Below are 22,071 nucleotides of genomic sequence, written 5' to 3' on the forward strand. Positions count from 1 at the left end.
CCGATCACGGTTTTTCCACGAGCGACCCGGTGGCCGGATCGATCGCCAGATAGGGCAGGCCAGCGTTCTTCCAGGCGCCGAAGCCGCCCTCCATGTGAGCAACCCGAGACAGGCCGGCCGCGGCCGCCTTCTCCGCCGTCTTGTGCGAGCGCATGCCCGAGCCGCAATGGAAGACGACGCGCTTGCCTTCCTGCGAAGGGAGCTTGGCAGGGTCGAAGCTCGACATCGGAAACAGCATTGCGCCCTGGATATGCTCGAACGCATACTCGTTCGGCGTGCGGACGTCGATCACCACGATCTCGTTGCGATCGAACATCTCCTTGACTTCCTGGGGCGTAAAGACGTCCAGAGTTACGCCGTTCAGGTCTTCCGTCGTACCCATTGTTCCCCTCTTCTGATCCTTGGACCTGTCGCATTAACGCACGCGAATCTGTGCTCGTTCCTCGCCGTCTGGGTCAGTCACATGGACTGCGCAGGCAATGCATGGGTCAAAGCTGTGAACAGTTCGCTGGATTTCGAGCGGCTGTTCGGGATCGTGGAGCGTGTGGGCATCCATGAGCGCGGCCTCATAAGGGCCGATGCCCCCCTCCGCGTCTCGCGGGCCGGCGTTCCAGGTGCTCGGAACAACCGCCTGATAATTGTCGATCACCCCGTCCTTAATGACGATCCAATGCCCAAGCGCGCCGCGCGGCGCTTCCATGAAGCCGACACCGCGCGCGACGGAGGGCCAGGTGGAGGGGTCCCATTTCGCAGTATTGTGCACCTGGTTGTCGCCGCCCTTGATGTTGGCGATCAGGTTGTCGAGCCAGATTTCCATCTGGTCGGCGAACACCTTCGATTCGATCGTGCGCGCCGCCGTGCGGCCCATTGTCGAGAAGATCGCCTCCAGCGGGAGGTCGAGCTGCTGCAGCGCGCTGTCCGCCAGGTTCTTCGTTGCTTCGTGGCCCGTGGCGTAGAGCATGGCGAGGCGGGCCAGCGGGCCGACCTCCATCGGTTTGCCGCGCCAGCGCGGCGACTTCAGCCAGGAGTAGCTCTCCTCGACATTGAGTTGCTTGTAGGGCGGCTGCGGGCCGGTGTAGCTCAGGTTTGTCTCGCCGTCATACGGGTGCAGACCGACATCTTTGCCGCCCTCGTAGTCGTACCAGGCGCGCGCGACGAACTCCTGCACCTGCTCCTGGTCGTTGAGGTCGACCGGCTCGATCGTGCTCAGGTCGCGGTTAAGGATCGCGCCTGCGGGAATGAACCAGCTTTCCGGGTCATCCATGCCTTGCTCGGGGAAGTCGCCAACGGTCAGGAAATTGCCGACGCCTTCGCCGCGGCGGAACCAGTCCTTGTAGAAGCTGGCGATCGCGATCGTGTCGGGCAGGTAGACCTGCTCGATGAAGGCTTGCATAGATCGGATGATGCGGCGCACTTCCTCCAGTGTGACGATGTTGACGCCAGTGGAGGCTGTCCCGTCCGTGCCGGGGCCGGCGCTGACAGGGCTGGGCGCGCCGCCGACGAGGAAGTTCGGGTGCGGGTTCTTGCCGCCGAAGATCGCGTGCAGCCGCACGACGTCGCGCTGCCAGTCCAGCGCCTCCAGATAGTGCGCCAGCGCCATCAGGTTGGCTTCGGGCGGCAGCTTGTATTCCGGGTGGCCCCAGAAGCCGTTGGCGAAGATGCCGAGCTGCCCGCTCTCGACGAACTCCTGCACCTTCTTCTGGACCTGACGGAAGTAGCCCGGGCTGGAATTCGGGTGGCTGGAGAGCGACTGCTGTAGCTCGGAGGTTGCCTTCGGGTCGGCCTTGAGCGCGGAGACGACGTCCACCCAATCGAGCGCGTGCAGGTGGTAGAAGTGCATCACATGGTCATGCACGTGCTGCGCCGCGATCATCAGGTTGCGGATGAGCTGCGCGTTGGCCGGGATCGTATAGTCCAGCGCATCCTCCACCGCGCGGACCGAGGCAATACCGTGCACTAGCGTGCACACCCCGCAGATGCGCTGGGCGAAGGCCCACGCCTCGCGCGGGTCACGGCCTTTCAGGATGATCTCGATTCCGCGGACCATCGTGCCCGAGCTGTAGGCCTGGGTGATGGCGCCCGCGTTGTCGGTCTCCGCCTCGATGCGCAGGTGCCCCTCGATGCGGGTGATCGGATCGACGACGACGCGCTCTGCCATAAGTCACACCTCCTCAGGACACCATGTTGTCCGCGACAAGCTCCATCAGGCTTTCCGGCTTCTTGTCCCAGTTCACCGCTTTCGCGCCGCGCTCGAATGTCATGCGGCATTGCCCGCAGCTCGTTATGAAATGCTCCGCGCCGGTGGCCTCGACCTGCCGACGCTTGAGGTCGAAGACGCGCTCGCGCAGCGGCGCCGCACGTTCATTGGCCAGAACGCCGCCGCCGCCCCCGCAGCAATAGGAGTAGGAACCGTGATCCTCCATCTCGCGCAGCTCATAGCCGAGCGCGGCGAGGATGCGACGCGGCGCTTCCTCCAGCCCGCCGCGGCGGATGATCTGGCATGGGTCATGGAACGTCGCCGTCTCGCCGACCTTCTTGACCTTGATGCGTCCCTCCGCGATGAGCTGATCGAGAAACTCGACCATGTGCAGGACATTGACCGGCGCCGGCTTGCCATACCAGTCGCCGGCCTCCCAACGCGCGGCGCCATAGGCGTGGCCGCACTCGGGCAGCAGCAGCGTGCTTGCCCCGATCTCGACCGCCTTGTCGATGATGCGCATCGTCAGGTCCTTCTGCAGGCGCATATTGCCCGACAGGAAACCGAAGTTGGTTGCCTCGAACGCATCCGAGGAAAAGGTCCAGTCCGCACCAATGGAGTCGAGGATCTTGACCGTATCCGCCAGCGACTTCTGATGCGATTCCAACTCGCCCGGCGCGGTGGTGACGAGGATGTCGGCCTTTTCCTTGTCGACCGGGATCGAGATGTTGAACTTCTCCTCGATCTCCTTGATCGTGCTGATGAAGTCCTCTTTCGTGCCGAACGGGCTGTGCCGGGTCTCCGCATTTCGGGTGATGTGCGCGAGACGGTCGGGCAGCAGGCCCGCCTCATACATGCCGTGGCGCGCTTCCTTCACCAACTCGGCAATGTCGATGCCCATCGGGCAGATCAGCGTGCAGCGCCCGCACAGCGTGCAGCTGTCATAGATGAGCTCTTCCCAGTCCTGCAGTTCTTCGATGTCGACCTCCTTGACGAGGCCGAACATCCGGTAGATCGGCGCAAAGGCGCTCATCTCCCGGTCATAGGCTTGCTGAAACGGTTTCAGCTTGTGGATGGGCGTGTATTTCGGGTCGCCGGTCGTAACGTAGAAATGGCAGGCCTCGGCGCACAGCCCGCAGCGCACGCAGGCCGACATGTGGCTGGCGACGGACATGCCGAAGTCGCTGACAAAGGCGCGCATGGCGTTGCGCACACGCTCCTCGTCGGGCATGTCACCCTGTTTGTCGAACCGGGCCGGTTCGGGTGTCGTGTCTTTCTTGTAGTGGTCCGCCGTCATCAGACTTTCGCTCCCCGCCAAGCTAGGCGCGCGCCAGTGGCACCGCGCGAAATGAAGAACAGGAATGTGTGCATGAGCTTGCCGAACGGCAGCCAGATTAGCAGCACCGCGAAGCTCAACAGATGAATGGCCAGGATGGTCTCGTATGAGCCGCCGACATTACCCGCGGCCATCATGCCGGTCACCAGAGGGGCCGTCGTCACCGCCCAGCTGAAGTAATCGTCAGCACTGGAGATGAGTCGCTGAACCGGATTGGCGAGCCGACGGATGAGCGCGGCCACCAGCGAAGCCAGCGTGATCGCCCCGACGACGTAGATCAGCGGAGAGGGCAGCGCGGGCCAGGAAACGCCCAGGAGCCCCTCGATGTACAGGATGTGTGGCGCATAGCCGAACACCACGATCGCCAGGCCGAGGTGGAACACGTAGCCATTGACCACCGAGAACAGGCTCTGTCGCGCAAAGGCCTTGTGCGGGACGAAGCGCGAGAGAATGCCGCGCGCCGCGCCCATCGGGCGGCTGGACGCTCCCTCGCGCTTGCGCGACGGTGTCAGCTTCTTTGGCAGCAGGAACAGCGCCACCAGCCGCCAGATGGTACCGAACACGAAGATCGCGACTGCGATCTGGAGCGCCGGCCCGCGCGCGAATTCCAACAAGCCCGTCATGCTCATCCCTCCTCGTTGCCGGCGTGTTCCTCGGCGATTGCCTTGCTGCGCCGGCGCGCCATCCAGGCCGTGCCGGCACCGACGGCTGCGCCAGCGGCCGCCGCTATGCCCGCCGCCGTGCCGGCCGGTGCGATGCTCGCCGACAGCGGTTTGTAGAAGCCGCCCTGGTCCCAGAAGTTCGGGGAGGCGCAAGCGAAGCAGCCGTGCCCCGACTGGATCGGGAAGGATATGCCGCCGTTCCACTTGACCGTGGCGCAGGCGTTGTAGGCGATCGGCCCCTTGCACCCGAGTTCATAGAGGCACCAGCCCTTGCGCGCGCCTTCGTCGTCGAAGCTCTTGGCAAACTTGCCTTCTTCGTAGAACGGCCGGCGATAGCAGCGGTCATGGATTGTCTCGCCGAAGAACGCGAGCGGTCGGTTCATGTGGTCGAGCGCGGGCAGTTCGCCGAATGACAGGATGTGCGAAAGCGTCCCGGTCATGGCCTCGGGCACCGGGGGGCAGCCGGGGATGTTGATGAGCGGTTTGTCGCCGACGAGCTTGGAAACGGGGACAGCGCCGGTCGGGTTCGGCTTGGCGTAGGGCAGGCCGCCGAACGCCGCGCAGGTTCCCACCGCGACGACCGCGAAGGCGTCCTCGATCGTCTCGGCGAGCATGTCGACGTTGGTGTGACCCGCGATGGTTGAATAGACGCCGCCATCCTTCGTCGGGATCGAGCCGTCGACGATAACGATGTACTTGCCCTTGTTCTCCTCCATTGAGCGGCGCCGTGCATCCTCGGCGGCCTCGCCGGAGACGGCCTGCAGCGTGTGGTGATAGTCCAGCGAGATGAAATCGAAGATCAGGTCTTCGAGCGTGAGCCCCTGCGCGCGGGTCAACGACTCCGTGCAGCCGGTGCATTCCTGGAAGGACAGCCAGATGACCGCCTGACGCCGCGCCTGCGCCAGTCCTTCGGCGAGCACCTTGCTGGCAGTGGGCGGCAGCGCCATGATCGAGGCCAGATAGGCCGAATATTTCAGGAAGGCGCGCCGGGAGATGCCCTTCCGTGCCAGCTGCTCGCCAAGCGTCTCGGCTTGCCTCATAAGTCGGTCTCCTCCGGTTCGCTGGGATTCAGCAATTCTTCCAGCCGCGCGCGGCCTTGCGGCAGGTCGTCCGGGTGGGTGCGCAGGATGTCGGGAAGCAGGGTAATGGCGATCTGCTCGTTGGCGATCTGGCCGTCGCCCGCCTCGTGCCGGATCCACCAGACGCCTCGGATCGCGGTTTCCTCGATTGTCGATGTGCCGGCAACCTCAAGCGTCGCCCGCACTTCGCCAGTCCCGAGTTTTTCGCGCAGGGCGTCGCGGTCGGCATCCGTCATGGGCAGACTGCGCAAGTCGATCGCGCCTTCGTTGCCGTTTTCAATGAGGTCGTCGAGCAGCGAGGCGATCTCTGGAATCACGGCGTCGGCAAGGCCGGTGGTGAGACCCTTGGGGTCGGATGGCGGTGCTTCGAAGATCTTGTGGCTCATGCCGCTTCGACCTCCACGCGCCAGCGCGCTGCGAGTTCGAGAACACGCGCCGCCATTTCCCCGATCGCCGCGGCGACCGCCGGTGTCGGTTCCGTTCCGAGCGTTGCCTGAACAGGCTGCACGCCGACGAGGGCCCGCCGCGCCGGGCAGGTGCCGCGCATCGCCGCCGCGCCGATCAGGTCTGACAGCGCGACATCATGGGCGCTGAATTTCTTGGTGCCGAGTTGACGGTCCATCTCCGCGCCCTCGAACACACGAACCGTGCCGGGCACGGAATCGAAATGCGCGGCATCCACGGCGATTAACGCACGGGAGGCTTCGATATCGGGCAGAAGCGCCATGCCGATCGTCCCGCCGTCGCACAACCGCGCGCCCGCAACGCCACTCTCGGCTAGCCGGTCAATCACCAGCGGCCCGGCGGCATCATCGCTCATGAGCCGGTTGCCGAGCCCGAGGATCAGGATGTCACGCCTCTCATCCATCGCGTTTCCGGGATACCGCTTGCCGAAAAGTTAAGCTCTTGAATAGCACGGCCGCGCACAGCCTTCCTTGATAAAAGTCAAGGAAAGTTGACAGCTTATGCAGTAAGGTCAGCAATCGATTTTGCACCGGAGAAAAGGGTCGGAGCATGTGTCTGGCGATCCCGATGCGCGTGGTCGAGGTCGACGGCCTGAACGCGACGTGTGAGGCGAAGGGCGTCGAGCGCACGGTGAGTCTGTTCATGATGCAGCATGAGACGGTCGCGCCCGGCGACATGGTGATGGTGCATGTCGGCTACGCCTTGCAGAAGATGACCGAGGCCGAGGCGCGCTCCACCTGGGAACTTTACGACCAGATCCTTGAACAGGAGGACGCCCCGCGTGCATGAACTGGCCGTGTGTCAGGGATTGATCGGCGAGGTCGAGCGGGTGGCGGCGCTGAACGGTGCCTCGGAAGTCACCAGCGTGACCGTCCTGATCGGGCCATTGTCCGGGGTCGAGATCGACCTGCTACAGAACGCATTTCCGATCGCGCGCGCGGGCTCTGTGGCCTCGGAGGCGGAACTGGTTGTCGAAACGGGCGATATCCGCGTGCAGTGCACGGGCTGCGGGGCTCAGGGGCCCGCAGCGCCGAACAAGCTGATTTGCAGCGCCTGCGGTGACTGGCGCGTGCGTGTCGTCTCCGGCGACGAACTGCTGCTGAAAAGCGTCGAACTGAGCCGGGCGCCCGCCTCGGCAAATTAGGGAGGTTTTGATGTGCGGAACCTGCGGTTGCTCCACTACGCCTGACAGTCTTGAACGCCTGCCGAAGGAGGAAGCGACCGAAACGGTTTCGGTGCTCTCAAACCTGCTGTCCAAGAACAACCACGCTGCCGCGCATAACCGCGAGCATCTGGACCGCGCGGGTGTGTTGTGCATCAACCTCATGTCCTCGCCCGGCGCGGGCAAGACGGCATTACTGGAAGCAACCATCGATGCGCTGGCCGGGCGCTACCGCATCGGTGTGATCGAGGGCGATCTGGAGACCGAGAACGATGCCGAGCGCATTCGCGCCAAGGGCGTGCCAGCGGTGCAGATTTCGACCGGCACGGCCTGCCATCTTGATGCGCACATGGTGCATCGCGCTCTGCACGACCTGACCCTTGGCGATCTCGACATCCTGTTCATCGAGAATGTCGGCAACCTCGTCTGCCCGGCGAGCTTTGATCTGGGCCATCACCTGAACGTCACGCTGCTCTCCACGACAGAGGGCGATGACAAGCCGGCGAAATACCCGGTCATGTTCCGCTCGACGGACCTGATGCTGTTGACGAAGGGCGATCTGCTGGCCGTGCTTGACGACTTCCAGCCAGAGCGCGCGGAAGCCGCCTTGCGCAATCTGGCGAATGCCGCGCCGTGCCTGACCGTCTCCAGCCGCGATGCGGACAGTCTCGCGCCGTGGTTGAACTGGCTGGACGCCCGCGTCGCCGACCTGAAGCAGGGCGCGCCGCTGAACCCGGTCATGCAGCCGGATGGCGCCCTGATGCACGCCGCCGAATAACGGAGCCCCCCATGCCCACGCCCAAGGAATGGCTTGAGCGCATCCGCGAGATCAGCGCGGGCCAGCATGTCCGCGTGCTCAATGTCTGCGGCGGGCACGAGCGCACCATCTCGAAAGCAGGCGTGCGCGCTGTCATGCCCGAGGGCGTGGAGCTGATCCCCGGGCCGGGCTGTCCGGTCTGCGTCTGCCCGGAGGAGGACATCTTCGCGGCGATTGAACTGGCGCAGCGCCCTGATGTGACGCTCGTGGCGTTCGGCGACATGCTGCATGTGCCCGCGAACGTGCCGAAGCGGATGCCCCGCAGCCTGCAGGCCGTAAAGGACGCCGGCGCGGATGTCCGCCCGATCGCCTCGCCGCAAGAGGCGCTGCGCATCGCCCGCGACTCACCGGAGCGGGAGGTCGTGTTCTTCGCCGCCGGTTTCGAGACAACGATGGCCCCGGTCGCAAGCCTGATGGCCGAAGGCGTGCCGGATAATCTGTCAATCCTGCTTGCCGGGCGGCGCACCTGGCCGGCGGTGGCGATGCTGTTGGAGAGCGAGGCGCCCGGATTTGACGCGCTCGTCGCGCCGGGCCACGTCGCCACCATCATGGGCGCGAATGAATGGCGCTTCGTGGTGGACCAGCACAACGTGCCGGCCGCCGTTGCCGGCTTCCACACCGAAAGCCTGCTGTCGGGGATTTATTCGGCGGTGCGCCAGTATGTCGAAGGCCGGCCCTTCCTCGACAACTGCTATGGCGAGGTCGTGCGCCCCGAGGGCAACGCCTGCGCGCAGGACATCCTGAACCGTGTGATGGACGTTGTGCCGGCCAACTGGCGCGGCATCGGTGAAATCCCGGCTTCGGGTTATTCGCTCAAGCCGGACTATGCCGCGCATGATGCCCGCCTGCGCTTCGCCGTCGACCCGGCCGAAGACCGCAAGCGCGCCGGGCAGATGCCGCCGGGGTGCGATTGCGCCCGCGTGGTGCTCGGCAAGATCTACCCGGACGAATGCGCGCTTTACGGCAAGGCTTGTACGCCGCGCAATCCGGTCGGCCCGTGCATGGTTTCGGACGAGGGGGCGTGCCGCATCTGGTGGTCCTCCGGCATTCGCACCCAGCGTGAGCGCGAGCCTGCATGAGCGCGCCGCCCGTCCCGGTCGATGCGCGCCGCGCGCGGCGTTTGAGCGTCGGTGGGCGCGTCCAGGGGGTCGGGTTTCGCCCGTTCGTTTATCGTCTGGCGCGATTGGTCGGGGTCGCGGGCTGGGTGCAAAACGCTTCCGGTCATGTGCTGATCCATGTGGAGGGGCCGCAAGCGGCGCTCGATGATTTCGCGGCGCGGCTGGTCCCCGATGCGCCGCCGCTCGCCCGGCCCGAGATCGTGGACTGCGAGGATGCCAGCCCTGCCGGCCTCACAGACTTCGCCATCGCCGCCAGTGCGGCGGACGATGCGCCTTGCGTCAGCCTCCCGCCCGATCTGTTCGTCTGCGATGACTGCCTGCGCGAACTGGCCGATCCAAACGCGCGGCGCTACCGCTACCCCTTCATCAACTGCACGCAGTGCGGCCCGCGTTACACGATCATCACCGGGCTGCCCTATGATCGCGCGGCGACGACGATGGTGGGTTTCCCGCTCTGCGACGATTGCCGGGCGGCGTTCGAGGACCCGGTCGACCGGCGCTTCCACGCCCAGCCGCTGGCCTGCCCGGTCTGCGGGCCGTCGCTGAGCTATGTGGAGGGCGAGACGCGGATCGGCGCGACCGAGGCGGCGCTGGCGGCCTGCGTCGCGCGGCTCAAGGCGGGCGGGATCGTCGCGGTCAAAGGGGTCGGCGGCTACCACCTGATGTGCGATGCGGGCAACGCGGAGGCCGTCGCAGCCTTGCGCGCGCGCAAGAACCGGCCGCACAAGCCGCTCGCAGTGATGTTCCCGATGACCGGCGCGGACGGGCTGGACGCAGTGCGCGCTCATCTCGCGCCGGACGCGACGGCGGCCACGGCGTTGTGCGATCCGGTCCGGCCCATCGTGCTGACGCTGAAGCGCGCCGATGCCGCTCTCGCGCCCGGCATCGCGCCCGGGCTGGACGAGATCGGCGCGTTCCTGCCCTACAGCCCGCTGCATCACCTGCTGCTCACCGATTTTGGCGGGCCGCTGGTCGCCACTTCGGGCAATATCTCCGGCGAGCCAGTCATCACCGACGCGGCAGAGGCGGAAGGGCGGCTGGGCAGCGTGGCGGATGCCTTCCTGCACCACGACCGGCCAATCGCGCGGCCGGCGGATGACAGCGTGATCCGGCCGATCGCCGGGCGCGCCCGCACGATCCGGCCCGGGCGGGGGCTTGCGCCGCTGGAGGTCGAGCTGCCAATGCCGTTAAATGCGCCGGTGCTGGCGACAGGCGGGCACATGAAGGCGACGCTCGCGCTTGGCTGGGGAAACCGCGCGGTGCTTTCGCCGCATATCGGCGATCTGGACAGCCCGCGCGCGCTTTCGGTTTACGAGGCTGTCGCCGCCGATCTGCCGCGGCTTTATGGCGTGCGGCCGGAGTGGATCGTCTGTGACGCGCATCCCGGCTATGCGTCGCGGCGCTGGGCGCGCGAGACGGGGCTGCCAGTAAGCGAGGTCTTCCATCATTTCGCCCACGCCTCCGCGCTGGCGGCCGAGCGGCCCGATGTGCGGCGCTGGCTGGTGCTCGCCTGGGACGGCGTCGGCTACGGCGCGGACGGCACGCTCTGGGGCGGCGAGGCCCTGGTCGGTGCGCCGGGCGGATGGAGGCGGGCCGGGTCATGGCGGCCGTTCCACCCCATCGGCGGCGATAAGGCCGGGCGCGAACCGTGGCGCAGCGCGGCGGCGCTGTGCTGGGCGGCGGGGCGGGCGTACCCGCGCGATATCGAAGGCATCGGGCTGGCAGAGGCGGCGTGGCGCAAGGGGCTGAATGCGCCGGCGACGTCCGCGGTGGGCCGGCTGTTCGATGCCGCGGCGTGCCTTGCGCTGGGGCGTGACGTGGCCAGCTTTGAAGGGCAGGGGCCGATGGAGCTGGAAGCGGCTGCGGCGGGGGAGGGGCCGGCTGTCGAGGTCCCGCTGTTCCGCGATGGTGACGGCGTGCTCCGGCTCGACTGGGCGCCGCTGCTGGATTTGTTGCTGCGCAATGATCTGAGCGTGGCCGAAAAGGCGGCGGGATTTCATGCGTCTGTCGCGAAGGCCGCTGCCCGGCAGGTCCGGGCGCTGGCGCAAGAGGCCGAGGTCCAGGCCGTCGGGCTGACCGGCGGCGTGTTCCAGAACCGCAAGCTGGCCGAGATGCTGTCTGCCCGCCTCGCGCAAGCCGGGTTCACGGTCGTGATCCCCGCGCGCATTCCCGCCAACGACGGCGGCCTCGCCATTGGCCAGCTTGTCGAATACGCTGCGCGCCAGGCAAACGAGGCGGATGATGAGTGAGGACAGGATTTCGCTGGCGCACGGCAATGGTGGCCGACTGATGCGCCAGCTCATCGAGACGCATTTCTTCGCGGCGTTCGACGAGCCGGCGCTCGCGCAGGGGCTCGACGCGACGCCCGTGCCCGCGACAGGCGGCAATCTGATGATGACGGTGGACGGCTTCACCGTGCAGCCGCTCGAATTCCCGGGCGGCGATCTCGGCACGCTGGCGGCGAACGGCACGATCAACGATCTTGCGGTGTGCGGCGCGCGTCCGCGCTGGCTGACCTTGAGCGCCATTCTGGAGGAGGGGCTGCCGGTCGAACAGCTTGCCCGGTTGGTGCGTAGCTTTGCGGAAGCGGTGCGCGGCTCGGGCGCGACGGTGCTCGCGGGCGATACCAAGGTCGTCCCGCACGGCCAGGGCGGCGGCGCTTACCTCACCGTCACCGGGCTCGGCGAGACGGTGCGCGGCGGCCTGTCCTTCGCCGGTATCCGTCCGGGCGACAAGGTCCTGGTCAGCGGGCCGGTCGGCGATCACGGCACGGCGGTGATGCTCGCGCGGGAGGATTTCGACCTGCGCGGCGATGTGCGCTCCGACTGCGCGTCGGTGCTCGGCCTGTGCGAGGCGGCGTGGGCGCTCGATGGCCTGCGCTTCCTGCGCGATCCCACGCGCGGCGGGCTGGCGACGGTGGCCAACGAGATCGCGCAGGCGACCGGCCAGGGCATCCGCCTGTCCGAGCCTTGCATTCCGCTCCATCCGGCCACCACGAGCGTCTGCGAGATGCTGGGCTTCGACCCGTATTATCTGGCCTGCGAGGGCCGCGTCGTGGCTGTGGTCGGCCCAGAAGACGCCGGGCCCTTGCTGGAGGCGTGGCGCGCATTGCCCGAAGGCGCGCAGGCCGCCGAGATTGGCCAGGTGGCGGGCGACGCGCCGCGCGTCGTGCTGGAAACTGAGATTGGCGGCGAACGCCTGCTCGACGAGCTGGAGGACGACCCGCTGCCGCGCATCTGCTGATTGCATGGGCCGGCGTGCGGGCGATAATGGCGCGATAATGAAAACCGCGCCGGGGAGGACGCGCCATGGATAACATCACAGAAACGCTGGCGGGCTTCGCCGCCGACCTCACCTTCGACGCGCTGCCCGGCGAGGTGGCTGACCGCGCCAAGCTGCTGATGCTCGATACGGTCGGGATCATTGTACGGGCGCGGCATGACGCGGAGTCGACGCCGTCGATGGTCCGCGCGGTCGAGCGCATGGGCTTGCGCGGGGACTGCACCGTGTTCGGGGACGCGGCCCGATACGCGCCGCCCGCCGCCGCGCTATTGAACGGCGCGCTGGCGCATTCGCTTGATTTCGACGACACGCACGCCGCCGGCTCGATCCATTCCTCCGCGCCGATCTTCCCGGCGGCCTTCGCGGCCGCGGAGATGACGGGCGCTAGCGGGCGCGAGCTGATCGCAGCGGTCGTGGCGGGCTATGAAATCCAGATCCGCCTGTCGCTGGCGCTCGGCCCGTCCGACCATTACGCGCGCGGCTTCCACCCCACGGCGACCTGCGGCGTGTTCGGCGCGGCGGCGGCCGCGGGCAAGCTGCTCGGGCTGGACCGGGCTGGGCTGGTCTCGACCTTTGGCATCGCGCTGTCGCAGGCGGCTGGCTCCATGCAGTTTCTCGATAACGGCGCGTGGACGAAGCGCAGCCATGTGGGGCAGGCGGCGCAGAATGGGCTGATGGCCGCCATGCTCGCGAGCGAGGGCTATCGTGGGCCGACGGGCGCGTTCGAGGGCAAGGCTGGCTTCCTGAGCGCCTACGCGCCCGCGCCGGACCCTGCCAAGGCCGTCGCCGGGCTGGGCGAGCGTTGGGAGACGATGCGGCTGGCGGTGAAGCCCTATCCGAGCTGCCGCTATTCGCATGCAGCAATGGATGCGATCGCCGCCCTCCGGGCCGAACACGCCATCGCGCCAGAGGAGGTCGAGGCGATCACGATCGGCCTGCCGCGCGTGGGGCTCAACATTATCGGCGAGCCGCTGGCGGCGAAGCAGGCGCCGGAAAACATCGTGGACGGGCAGTTCTCGATGCCGTTCTGCGCAGGCGTCGTGCTGCGCGAGGGCCGGCTGGACTGGGACGATTATCCGCGCCACCTGGCCGATGCGGACACGCTCGCGCTGTGCCGTCGGGTGGACTGCGTGGTGGACGCGGACGCCGAGGCGGCGCTGCCCGCGAATATGGCCGGCAAGGCCACGATCACGACGCCGCGCGGGCGTTTCGAGCGGTTCGTGGAGGTGCCGCGCGGTGAGCCGGATAATTTCCTGAGCGAAGACGAATTCCGCGCCAAGTTCCGCGCGCTCGCGGCGCCGTATCTCGGCGATGAGACCGAGCGCTTCGCGCAGAAGCTGCTAGCGCTTGATAGCTTGGGCAATATCCGCGCGCTGGTGGCAGAAAACCGCCTCAAAGCCGCTTACGCATGAAAGCGGCATCTCCGGGGCACAAGCTGGAAAACTGCTGTGTTGCCGCGATCTCTGGCGGCGCCTCGCCCCTGTCGATCTCCGCGAAGCCGAGGGCGCGAAAATAGCCTGCCGCGCTCTCCGTCAAAAGGTATAGCGCATCCATCTCCGCGTCCCGCGCGCGTTCAAAAGCAAAGTGGCAGAGCCGGCCCGCCAGGCCGTTTCCACGCCAGGCCGGCCCCACGACCAGTGAGCGCAGAAGTCCGGCGCGCCCCGCGTGTTCCAGACCGACGCTTCCGACAAGCTGACCGTGATGCGCCGCGCCCCAGAGCAAGACTTGCGGCTCGGCAAGATCATCCGTGGGCAGGCCCGCATCGCTCAGCAGGCGGCGTATGATGTCCATCTCGCAGGACTGCGGCGTGATCGGCAGGATCTGCATCCCTAGCACCTCTCTCACTTCGGCGGTGCGATCGGCTCTGGCGTGCCTTTCACCTGCCGCTCGCGGTAGATCAGGTAGAGCCCCGCACCGACAATGATGAGCCCGCCCGCGAGCGTCCACGCGCTCGGCACGTCGCCGAACACCACGTATTGCAGCGCCGTCACGGAGATCAGCCCGAAATAGACGAAGGGCGCCAGTACCGGCGAGGGCGTGTTGCGATGGGCCAGGATCAGCAGCCAGTGCCCCAGACCGCCCCAGAAGCCGAGCGAGAGCAGCAGCAGCCAGGTGAAGGCATCCGATGGCCACTGCCAGTTGTAAAGCGCAAACGGCGCCATTCCCAGCACGCCCGCGAGCGGTGAGTAGACCAGCGTCGTGCGCCAGGTGTCATGATGGGCAAGGTAGCGCGTCGAGATATTGTAGAGCGCGTAGGTCGTCACCGCGCCGAACGAAAACAGGATCGCCCAATGGACGCCGCCGAAGCCGGGGCGCACCACGAACAGCACGCCGATGAAGCCGGTGCATATCGCCAGGAAGCGCCGCCAGCCGACCCATTCGCCGAGCAGCGGTCCGGCCAGCGCGGCAATGAGCAGCGGGCCGAGGAAGAAGATCGTCACCGTCTGGTCAAGTTGAAGGTAGAGCAGGGCGGCGAAGTTGAAGGCGGTCGTAAGGAACAGGAAGGTGCTGCGCAGCCACTGCAGGCCGGGCCGGTTGGCCCGCAGCGCCTCGATGAACACCGCCGGGCCGACGGCGGCCAGTGCGAAGGGCAGGTGCATGAGGAAGCGGGTCCACACCACCTGCGTGACCGGCAGACCGGCGACGGTCGTGAGGTATTTCGCGGTCGTGTCCAGCGCGCCGAACAGCGTGACGGTGCAGCACATCAGGGCGATGTCGCGCAGGCGCTGGGCGCTGTCGGCCTCGGTGGCTGGGGCCTGGAGCATTCGGCGTCCTTCAAGGGTGGCGCACGGAGCCGGCGCCGCGGCTTGGGCGCGCTGGCCGGCGGAACGACGAGGCTTAAACGGTGAGGGCGGGGGCGGGCGGCGTCAACCCCGGGGCAGCGCATGGGAGAGTTGCACCGCACGAACGGATTATGCTTCGCGGAAGCTCCGAGATGGTGCCCAGGGGCGGAATCGAACCACCGACACTGCGATTTTCAGTCGCATGCTCTACCAACTGAGCTACCTGGGCGCAAAGGACGGGCAGGCAGGATGGCAAGCTCACGAACACCACAAAATGCATGGCGATCGACCGATGGCCTGCTATGTCCCCAGCTTTGTAGGAAATCCGGGCCGCGCTGTCCAGCCCGAAAGCCCCGGCCCGCCTCCTACATGATGTCGCTTTCCACCTCGTCCACGTTCACGCCCATCTTCGACAGGCCCTCTTCCAGGAAATCGGGCAGAAGCGGGATGCCGAGCAGATAGTTCTCCGTGGGCGTGGTGTCCTCGCTCTTGGCGACGTTCACAGCCTCTTCGAAGTCCGCCGGGTCGTAGGTGCCGCGGCCAACCCACACCAGCGCGACGAGCCGGGCCTTCTCGTCCTCGTTGAGGCCGCCGATGAACTCGGACAACTCCGTGCGGGTGGCGTCTTCGGAGACGTTCGAGATATCCTCGAGGATGGACTGGTTGTCGTAATCGGTGAAGCCGCTCGGGTCCGCGTCCTGCCAGGGCTGGGTTTTCACGTCCCATTCGCGGGCCTTGAGAATGATGTAGGCGACTTTATTGGTCGAAATTCCAAGCATGTTGAGACATCCTTCTGGCCCCGTCCGCTCACCCGTTCATTGGTCGATGGTAGTCTTTTGGCCACGGGGTTCAACATCAAATTCCGGGCGGCGGCGTCGGACGGCAGAGGTGATCGAATGGCGAAGGCGGGGAACTGGACGGCAGTGAAGGCAGCGCTCACGCGCCGCTTCGGCGCTGCGGCCGAGCGGCTGACGGACGCGGTGGCCGGAGAGCCCCCTGCGCTGTGGCAGGCGCTGGCGTCGCGCGGTTCGGTGCGCGCGTTCCGCGATCCGCCCCCGACGGCCGAAGAGCTTCACATGATCGCCGCGCTGGCGCTCGCCGCGCCGACGAAGAGCGACCTGCAGCAGCGCGACATCGTCCTCGTGACCGAGCCGGACCAGCGCGACGCGCTCGCCGCGCTGGTGTCTGAGCAGGCCTGGACGGCTGGCGCGCCGGCCTTCGCCGTGATCTGCGCGAACCATCGCCGCCAGCGGCTCATCCACGAGCTGCGCGGGCGCGAATTCGTCAACGACCATCTGGATGCGTTCTTCAACGCCAGCGTCGATGCGGGGATTGTGCTCGCGGCCTTCGTGCTCGCGGCGGAGGCTTACGGCTTCGGCGTCTGCCCAATCAGCGCGATCCGCAACCGCGCGCAGGAAGCGAGCGACCTGCTCGGCCTGCCGGATCACGTATTTCCGGTCGCGGCGCTTGCCGTGGGGCGGCCGGCTGAGGAACCGGAGATCAGCCTGCGCCTGCCGTTGAACGCGACCATCCACGACGGCCGCTTCGATGACACGGGCCAGCGCCAGGCGATCACGGCTTACGACGCCCGCCGTGCCGCCGAACAGCCTTACGCCCGCCAGCGTCGCGCGCGCGAGTTGGGCGAGGCGGAGCCCTATACATGGTCAGAGGACAAGGCCCGGCAGTATAACCTTCCGGAGCGTGCGGACTTCGGCGCGTTCATCCGCGCCAAGGGCTTCAAGCTGGATTGATTGCCCCTTCATTGCGAGGCCGCAAGGCCAGGTTTTCTTTGCTTCCGGCGGACATCCGTCCGCCGGTTCCGGCCCAACGGACCGGCCGCCAGTGGTCGCTTCGCGCCCGTCTTCGACTCCGGCGGCTCAGCGCGGCAGAGCCGCGCTGGAGAGCGTGACGTTGGCGCTGATCCGGCTTTACGGCTCCAGCTCGGTATCCCAGTAGAGATAGTCCAGCCAGCTCTCGTGCAGGTAATTCGGTGGGAACGCGCGGCCATTGCGGTGCAGCTCATGCACGGTCGGGCGATAGGGCATCTGCGCCGGCCACATCTTCGCCTTTTCCGGCATCTTGCCGCCCTTGCGCAGGTTGCAGGGGGCGCAGGCGGTCGTCACGTTGTCCCAGCGCGTCAGGCCGCCCTTGGAGCGCGGGATCAGATGATCGAAGGTCAGGTCCTCGGTGTCGCCGCAATACTGGCAGGAGAACTTGTCGCGGAGAAAAACGTTGAAGCGGGTGAAAGCGGGGTAGAGGGCAGGGCGGACATATTGCTTGAGAGAAACCACGCTGGGCAGGTTCATCTCGAAGCTCGGACTTCGCACCACCCTGTCGTAGGTGGAGACAATGTTCACCCTGTCGAGAAAGACGGCTTTCACCGTGTCCTGCCAGCTCCAGAGCGAAAGAGGGTAGTAGCTCAGGGGCCGGAAATCGGCGTTGAGGACAAGGGCCGGGCACATCCCCGGCGAGACGGCTGCGGCGGCGTTCACGTTTTCCCTTCCCATGGTTCCCGGTGCCCGGGTGCCCAAAGTACGCTGGCTTACGTGCTCCGAGTTAGAGAGATACTATAACCCTATGTCAGTTCTGTGAAGCCTGTTCACAAGTGCTCTTGTCGCAGGATCAAACGCTTAACCCATTCCGATCGCGCCGTGGTAGAAGAACAGGCCGAGCCCGAGCGTGAAGATGAGCTGGCCCGCGGCGACATGCATGAGAAAGGCCAGCGGAAACGAGTTCAGCCGCGTGTAGGCATAGGCGAAGGCCAGCCCGCCGACGGCTGTGAGCCCCACCGCGACCCAGTTCCAGTAGAACAGGTGCGCGAGGCCAAAGCACAGGGAATTCACGAAAATCGCCAGCCAGGGCACGCGCGCATGATCGCCGTGCCAGCCGAACAACACGCCGTACCGCTCGAAGAAGAGCGCGCGGAACAAAAGCTCCTGCGGCAGCGCTGACAGGAACGGGTACAGCGCCATGATCATGATCCAGAGGTCCGTGCGCTGCGTCGGCAGCGAGAGATAGGCCCACGGCGCGACCCGCTCGACAAGGCTGTAGATAATTCCCGCCGCGACGAGGGCGAACACGGCCAGGATCGTCAGATCGCGAATCGGCTGGCATATGAGCAGGCGGACCCAGCGCCAGCCCGGCGTGAGCGCCAGCAGGATGACGCCCGCCGCCGCGCTGACCGCCAGCACGTTGACGACATCCTCCGGGCGCAGCAGGAAGGCGCAGGCCAGCGGCACGCCGATGTAAAGCGCGACGAACTCGCCCCAAAGGCGGGCGAGGCGCGCGGTCGAGACGGCGCGGCGGGGGCGGGTCGCGTCGATCGTGGTCATGCCTGCGATACGTCTGGCTGCGGGTTTTGGCTTGGTCCTGTCCCGTTATGTAACGCAGGACCGTGAGCATGAAACGACCAGCCAGATGAAATCTCTGTCAGGTTCGCCACCCGCGTCATTGCGAGCGAAGCGACGCAATTCAGCGACTGGCGGAAACATCTGGATCGCTTCGGCCCTGCGGGCCTCGCGATGACGGCGGCCTACCCCGCGCCCGCCAGATGCCGCGCGAGAAACCCCGCGCCGAGCCGCAGGCCCTCCTCGTCGATGCCGTGGCCCAGCCCCTCGCGCAAGTGCGCCTCCACCGGCACATCCACGCGTTGAAGCGCATCGCGCGTGTGCGCAAGCGCCTGCGCCGGGATCAGCTCGTCCTGCGCGCCATGCACCAGCAGCACCGGCGGGCGCGCGGCGATCTCCCCGGCCAGCGCCGCCGCGTTCGCCAGCACGCCGGAATAGCCGACCAACGCCGCCAGACCGCCCGCGCGCCGCAGCCCCACATGCAGCGCCATCATCGTGCCCTGCGAAAACCCCACCAGCGCCAGCGCCTCCGGCCCCAGCCCGTGGCGCTCAAGCTCGGCATCGAGGAACGCGTCGAGGTCCGGGCCGGCCTGCGCCAGCCCATCGACCAGCTCCTGCTCGTCGCGCAGGGTCAGCGGGAACCACTGCCGCCCGCCGAACGGGTTGGCCGCGCACTCCTCTGGCGCGTGCGGCGAGACGAAGACGGTGTCGGGCAGGGCGGCCTGCCACATCTGGCCGAGCGCGATCAGGTCGTCGCCATTCGCGCCGTAGCCATGGACGAAGACGACGAGGCTGCGGGCCGTGCCGCTGGCGGGCGCGAGGCGGGGGCCGTCGAGAGGGCGGGGCATCGGGTCTCCACTCAGTTCGTGATGGTGATGTCGTAGCTCTGGCGTCGCCGGGGCGGCTTGTCCTCCCACGCGCGCAGATAGATGAGCTCGAGCCGGGCGCTGCCGGGCGCGCGCGGCGCCAGACGCCAGCGATGGACGGTCGGCGCGCCGAGCCGCTTGCTCTCCGGTTCGCCGGTGCCGAGATCGGTGATGTCCAGCTTGTCCAGCCCTTCGCTCGCGTCCTTGTCGATGCGCCACTGATAGCCGGTCGTGGGGTTCGCCTCTAGCGCGATCTCGGCCGGCTCCCCGACGCGCAATTCCAGCGTCTCCGCCGGCTCGGCGGCGGCCGGCGCTGCGAGCCCCACGGCGAAGACGGCGGCGAGCACGGCGCGCATCATGCCTCGGCCCTGCGCTGCGGCGGCTGCGCTTCCGCCCGGCCGGTGATCTTCAGCGCGAAGGCGAAGGCCAGCGCGACCTCCTTCAGCCGCTCGAAACGCCCCGAAGCGCCGCCGTGGCCGGCCTCCATGTTGGTCTTCAGGAGCAGCAGGTTGCCGTCGGTCTTGTTGGCGCGCAGCTTCGCCACCCATTTCGCCGGCTCCCAGTAGGTCACGCGCGGGTCGGTCAGCCCGGCGAGCGCCAGGATGTGCGGGTAATTCTGCGCGGTCACATTGTCATAGGGCGAATAGGCGGCGATCTGCCGGTATTCCTCCGGCGACTCGATCGGGTTGCCCCATTCGGGCCATTCCGGCGGGGTGAGCGGCAGGCTCGCGTCCAGCATGGTGTTGAGCACGTCCACGAACGGCACCTCCGCGATGATCCCGCGGAACAGGTCCGGCGCCATGTTTGCCACCGCGCCCATCAGCATCCCGCCGGCCGAGCCGCCCTGCGCGACGATGTTGCCGCGCGTGGTGTAGCCCTGCGCCGCGAGATATTCACCCGCCGCGATGAAGTCGGTGAAGGTGTTGGTCTTGTGCTCGCGCCGGCCCAGCCGATACCAGCGGTAGCCCTTGTCCTTGCCGCCGCGGATATGCGCGATCGCGTAGATGAAGCCGCGATCGACCAGGCTTAGCCGCGCCGTGCCGAAGCCCGCCGGCATGGCAATGCCGTAAGCGCCGTAGCCGAACAGCAGCACCGGCGCGGTGCTGTCGAGCGGGGTGTCCTTGTGCCACAGAAGCGAGATCGGCACGGTCTCGCCGTCCGGCGCGGTCGCGAATATGCGCCGGGTGCGGTAGTCCGCCGGGTCGTGGCCGCTCGGCACCTCCTGCATCTTGCGCAACACCCGCTCGCGCGTCGCCATGTCGTAATCGAAGGTCTGCGACGGCGTCGTCATGGAGGAGTAGGTGAACCGCAGGGTCGTCGTGTCGTACTCGAAGCCGCCCGAGATGCCGAGCGCGTAGGCGTCCTCATCGAAGGCGATCGCGTACTCGCTGCCGTCGCGCGCGCGGATGACGATGCGCGGCAGCCCGTCCTCACGCTCCAGCCGCACGAAGAAATCCTTGAACGCCGTCATCCCGAGGATGAGCCGGCCTTCCTTGTGCGGGATCAACTCGCGCCAGTTCTCGCGGCCCGGCGTGTCGATCGGCGCGGTCATGATCTTGAAGTCCTCCGCGCCGCCTTCATTCGTGCGGATCAGGAGTTCATCGCCCCAGTGCTCGACATCGTATTCATGGCCCGGCTCGCGCGCGGCCACGAGCACGGGCTCGGCGTCAGGCTTTTCGGTGTCGATCAGGCGGATTTCGCTCGTCTGGTGGTCGCCCGTCTGGATGATGATGTAGCGGCGCGACTGCGTGGACCCGACGCCGACGTAAAAGCCCTCGTCCGGCTCCTCGTAGACCAGCGCGTCCTGTTCGGCCGGCGTGCCCAGAACGTGCCGGAACACGCGAAGCGGACGGTGGTTCTCATCGAGCCGCACGTAATAAAAGCTCTGCGCGTCGGCCCATTCAACGCCGCCGGTGGTGTCCGCGATCTGGTCGGCCAATTCTGCGCCGCCCTCGGCCTCGCGCAACCGCACGGTGTAGTATTCCGAGCCCTTGTCATCATAACCATAGGCAATCAGCCGGTGGTCCGGGCTATGGTCGACGCCACCAAGCTGGAAATACGGCTTGCCTTCAGCCAGCGCGTTACCGTCGATCAGCGTCTGGTCGGTGCCCCCGCCGCGCGGCTGGCGGCAGAACACCGGATGCTCGCCGCCCTCCACGAAACGCACGAAGTATTCCCACGGACCGTCCGGCGCGGGTACGGTGTCGTCATCCTCCTTGATCCGCCCGCGCATTTCGGCGAACAGCGCCTCCTGCAAGCCTTCCGTGCCGGCCATCTGCGCGGCGGTATAGGCGTTTTCGGCCTCAAGGTAGGCCCGGATCTCGGCGTCAAGCTGCGACGGGTCGCGCATCACCTCGCGCCAGTTGTCCGCGCGCAGCCAGGCGTAATCGTCGATGAGCCGCTCACCGTGGAATTCGCGCTCGTCGCGGCGCGGCGTGGCGACAGGCGGCGCGGTTGTCTCGTTCTCCGGCTTGGCCTCGGCCATTCGGATATCCTTTCGCTTCGAATCTGTTGGGTATCAGGATTGCTCGTCTAAGCCTTCGGGCTGGAAGTCGAGGGCGGTGCCGTTCATGCAGTAGCGCAGGCCGGTCGGCTTTGGGCCGTCGGGGAAGACATGGCCCAGATGCGCGTCGCACTGGCTGCACAGCACCTCGGTCCGGCGCATGAACAGCGAACGGTCCTCGCGCTCGGCAACGGCGTTCTCGGCCATCGGCTGGAAGAAGCTCGGCCAGCCGGTCCCGGAGTCGAATTTCGCCTCGGAGGAGAAAAGCGGTTGCCCGCAGCAGATACACTTATAAATGCCGGCGCGTTTTTCATTATTGAGCGGGTGTGAAAACGGTCTTTCCGTTCCGGCTTCCCGGGTAATGTGATATTGCTCCGGTGTCAGTTCGCGCTTCCACTCGGCTTCAGGCTTATTGATCTTTCTGGCGTTTTCGGTCATAGCTTTGCCTTCGTAT

The 22,071-nt window shown here is 66.8% G+C and carries 24 protein-coding genes and 1 tRNA gene; 8 read left to right on the forward strand and 17 right to left on the reverse strand.

The window, feature by feature from the left end:
• Positions 1-4 precede the first annotated feature (4 nt).
• From BXY53_RS06145 to BXY53_RS06175, 7 genes are read right to left on the reverse strand one after another with little or no spacing between them, the layout of a single operon-like run.
• A complete protein-coding gene (locus BXY53_RS06145) occupies positions 5-382 on the reverse strand; it encodes a rhodanese-like domain-containing protein (RefSeq protein ID WP_119060975.1) in 378 nt (125 codons plus the stop codon).
• 33 nt (positions 383-415) lie between these two features.
• On the reverse strand, positions 416-2,158 hold the full coding sequence (locus BXY53_RS06150; RefSeq protein ID WP_119060976.1) for a nickel-dependent hydrogenase large subunit: 1,743 nt from the start codon (positions 2,156-2,158) through the stop codon (positions 416-418).
• 13 nt (positions 2,159-2,171) lie between these two features.
• Positions 2,172-3,494: a (Fe-S)-binding protein gene (locus BXY53_RS06155; RefSeq protein WP_119060977.1), complete on the reverse strand. Its 1,323-nt coding sequence runs from the start codon at positions 3,492-3,494 to the stop codon at positions 2,172-2,174.
• Positions 3,494-4,156 carry a nitrate reductase gene (locus tag BXY53_RS06160; RefSeq protein WP_119060978.1) on the reverse strand — a complete coding sequence of 221 codons (663 nt, stop codon included), beginning with the start codon at positions 4,154-4,156 and terminating at the stop codon, positions 3,494-3,496. Before BXY53_RS06160 ends, BXY53_RS06155 begins: the two co-directional genes overlap by 1 nt.
• 2 nt (positions 4,157-4,158) lie before the next feature.
• Complete coding sequence (locus BXY53_RS06165; protein WP_119060979.1) at positions 4,159-5,235, reverse strand: hydrogenase small subunit; 1,077 nt, start codon at positions 5,233-5,235, stop codon at positions 4,159-4,161.
• Complete coding sequence (locus BXY53_RS06170) at positions 5,232-5,660, reverse strand: hydrogenase expression/formation C-terminal domain-containing protein (protein ID WP_119060980.1); 429 nt, start codon at positions 5,658-5,660, stop codon at positions 5,232-5,234. The genes BXY53_RS06165 and BXY53_RS06170 overlap by 4 nt, the downstream gene beginning before the upstream one ends.
• Positions 5,657-6,142, reverse strand: coding sequence for a hydrogenase maturation protease (locus tag BXY53_RS06175; protein WP_119060981.1), 486 nt, complete (start codon positions 6,140-6,142; stop codon positions 5,657-5,659). Before BXY53_RS06175 ends, BXY53_RS06170 begins: the two co-directional genes overlap by 4 nt.
• A 146-nt stretch (positions 6,143-6,288) precedes the next feature.
• On the opposite strand from BXY53_RS06175, the gene BXY53_RS06180 reads away from it, so the two are divergent.
• The 7 genes from BXY53_RS06180 to BXY53_RS06210 all read left to right on the forward strand — a co-directional run bounded on the left by BXY53_RS06180 (position 6,289) and on the right by BXY53_RS06210 (position 13,530).
• Positions 6,289-6,528: a HypC/HybG/HupF family hydrogenase formation chaperone gene (locus tag BXY53_RS06180; RefSeq protein WP_119060982.1), complete on the forward strand. Its 240-nt coding sequence runs from the start codon at positions 6,289-6,291 to the stop codon at positions 6,526-6,528.
• The gene (locus tag BXY53_RS06185) at positions 6,521-6,883 is read left to right on the forward strand and encodes a hydrogenase maturation nickel metallochaperone HypA/HybF (protein ID WP_119060983.1); all 363 of its coding nucleotides are present in this window, start codon (positions 6,521-6,523) and stop codon (positions 6,881-6,883) included. Before BXY53_RS06180 ends, BXY53_RS06185 begins: the two co-directional genes overlap by 8 nt.
• A gap of 10 nt (positions 6,884-6,893) precedes the next feature.
• Complete coding sequence (gene hypB / locus BXY53_RS06190) at positions 6,894-7,679, forward strand: hydrogenase nickel incorporation protein HypB (RefSeq protein WP_119060984.1); 786 nt, start codon at positions 6,894-6,896, stop codon at positions 7,677-7,679.
• Between the two features lie 11 nt (positions 7,680-7,690).
• On the forward strand, positions 7,691-8,797 hold the full coding sequence (gene hypD, locus BXY53_RS06195) for a hydrogenase formation protein HypD (protein WP_119060985.1): 1,107 nt from the start codon (positions 7,691-7,693) through the stop codon (positions 8,795-8,797).
• Positions 8,794-11,085 (forward strand): carbamoyltransferase HypF, encoded by a 2,292-nt coding sequence (gene hypF, locus BXY53_RS06200; RefSeq protein ID WP_119060986.1) that lies wholly within the window; start codon positions 8,794-8,796, stop codon positions 11,083-11,085. Before hypD ends, hypF begins: the two co-directional genes overlap by 4 nt.
• On the forward strand, positions 11,078-12,079 hold the full coding sequence (gene hypE / locus BXY53_RS06205) for a hydrogenase expression/formation protein HypE (protein ID WP_119060987.1): 1,002 nt from the start codon (positions 11,078-11,080) through the stop codon (positions 12,077-12,079). Before hypF ends, hypE begins: the two co-directional genes overlap by 8 nt.
• Before the next feature lie 65 nt (positions 12,080-12,144).
• The gene (locus BXY53_RS06210) at positions 12,145-13,530 is read left to right on the forward strand and encodes an MmgE/PrpD family protein (protein WP_119060988.1); all 1,386 of its coding nucleotides are present in this window, start codon (positions 12,145-12,147) and stop codon (positions 13,528-13,530) included.
• Here the strand turns inward: BXY53_RS06210 and arsN2 are convergent.
• The 4 genes from arsN2 to BXY53_RS06230 all read right to left on the reverse strand — a co-directional run bounded on the left by arsN2 (position 13,511) and on the right by BXY53_RS06230 (position 15,680).
• Positions 13,511-13,945 (reverse strand): arsenic resistance N-acetyltransferase ArsN2, encoded by a 435-nt coding sequence (gene arsN2, locus BXY53_RS06215; RefSeq protein WP_119060989.1) that lies wholly within the window; start codon positions 13,943-13,945, stop codon positions 13,511-13,513. The two genes, BXY53_RS06210 and arsN2, sit on opposite strands and share 20 nt — an antisense overlap.
• 14 nt (positions 13,946-13,959) lie before the next feature.
• Complete coding sequence (locus BXY53_RS06220) at positions 13,960-14,883, reverse strand: DMT family transporter (RefSeq protein ID WP_119060990.1); 924 nt, start codon at positions 14,881-14,883, stop codon at positions 13,960-13,962.
• A 171-nt stretch (positions 14,884-15,054) separates the two neighbouring features.
• Positions 15,055-15,130, reverse strand: a tRNA-Phe gene (locus BXY53_RS06225).
• A 136-nt stretch (positions 15,131-15,266) separates the two neighbouring features.
• Positions 15,267-15,680, reverse strand: a complete 414-nt coding sequence (locus BXY53_RS06230) for a DUF3775 domain-containing protein (RefSeq protein WP_119060991.1) — start codon at positions 15,678-15,680, stop codon at positions 15,267-15,269.
• A 117-nt stretch (positions 15,681-15,797) separates the two neighbouring features.
• Here BXY53_RS06230 and BXY53_RS06235 point away from each other — a divergent pair, with 117 nt between their 5' ends.
• Positions 15,798-16,652 carry a nitroreductase family protein gene (locus BXY53_RS06235; RefSeq protein ID WP_119060992.1) on the forward strand — a complete coding sequence of 285 codons (855 nt, stop codon included), beginning with the start codon at positions 15,798-15,800 and terminating at the stop codon, positions 16,650-16,652.
• Between the two features lie 177 nt (positions 16,653-16,829).
• Here BXY53_RS06235 and BXY53_RS06240 read toward each other — a convergent pair whose 3' ends face one another.
• From BXY53_RS06240 to msrB, 6 genes are all read right to left on the reverse strand, one after another.
• A complete protein-coding gene (locus BXY53_RS06240) occupies positions 16,830-17,408 on the reverse strand; it encodes an HNH endonuclease (RefSeq protein WP_210209159.1) in 579 nt (192 codons plus the stop codon).
• 123 nt (positions 17,409-17,531) lie between these two features.
• The gene (locus tag BXY53_RS06245; RefSeq protein ID WP_119060993.1) at positions 17,532-18,233 is read right to left on the reverse strand and encodes a CPBP family intramembrane glutamic endopeptidase; all 702 of its coding nucleotides are present in this window, start codon (positions 18,231-18,233) and stop codon (positions 17,532-17,534) included.
• A gap of 200 nt (positions 18,234-18,433) precedes the next feature.
• Positions 18,434-19,096, reverse strand: coding sequence for an alpha/beta hydrolase (locus tag BXY53_RS06250; protein WP_119060994.1), 663 nt, complete (start codon positions 19,094-19,096; stop codon positions 18,434-18,436).
• An 11-nt stretch (positions 19,097-19,107) separates the two neighbouring features.
• A complete protein-coding gene (locus BXY53_RS06255; RefSeq protein ID WP_119060995.1) occupies positions 19,108-19,473 on the reverse strand; it encodes a protease inhibitor I42 family protein in 366 nt (121 codons plus the stop codon).
• Positions 19,470-21,599: a S9 family peptidase gene (locus tag BXY53_RS06260; RefSeq protein WP_119060996.1), complete on the reverse strand. Its 2,130-nt coding sequence runs from the start codon at positions 21,597-21,599 to the stop codon at positions 19,470-19,472. Before BXY53_RS06260 ends, BXY53_RS06255 begins: the two co-directional genes overlap by 4 nt.
• A 33-nt stretch (positions 21,600-21,632) precedes the next feature.
• Positions 21,633-22,055 (reverse strand): peptide-methionine (R)-S-oxide reductase MsrB, encoded by a 423-nt coding sequence (gene msrB, locus BXY53_RS06265; RefSeq protein ID WP_119060997.1) that lies wholly within the window; start codon positions 22,053-22,055, stop codon positions 21,633-21,635.
• Between the last annotated feature and the right edge of the window lie 16 nt (positions 22,056-22,071).

It is taken from the genome of Dichotomicrobium thermohalophilum, assembly GCF_003550175.1.
In the GTDB taxonomy this organism is placed as follows: domain Bacteria; phylum Pseudomonadota; class Alphaproteobacteria; order Rhizobiales; family Rhodomicrobiaceae; genus Dichotomicrobium; species Dichotomicrobium thermohalophilum.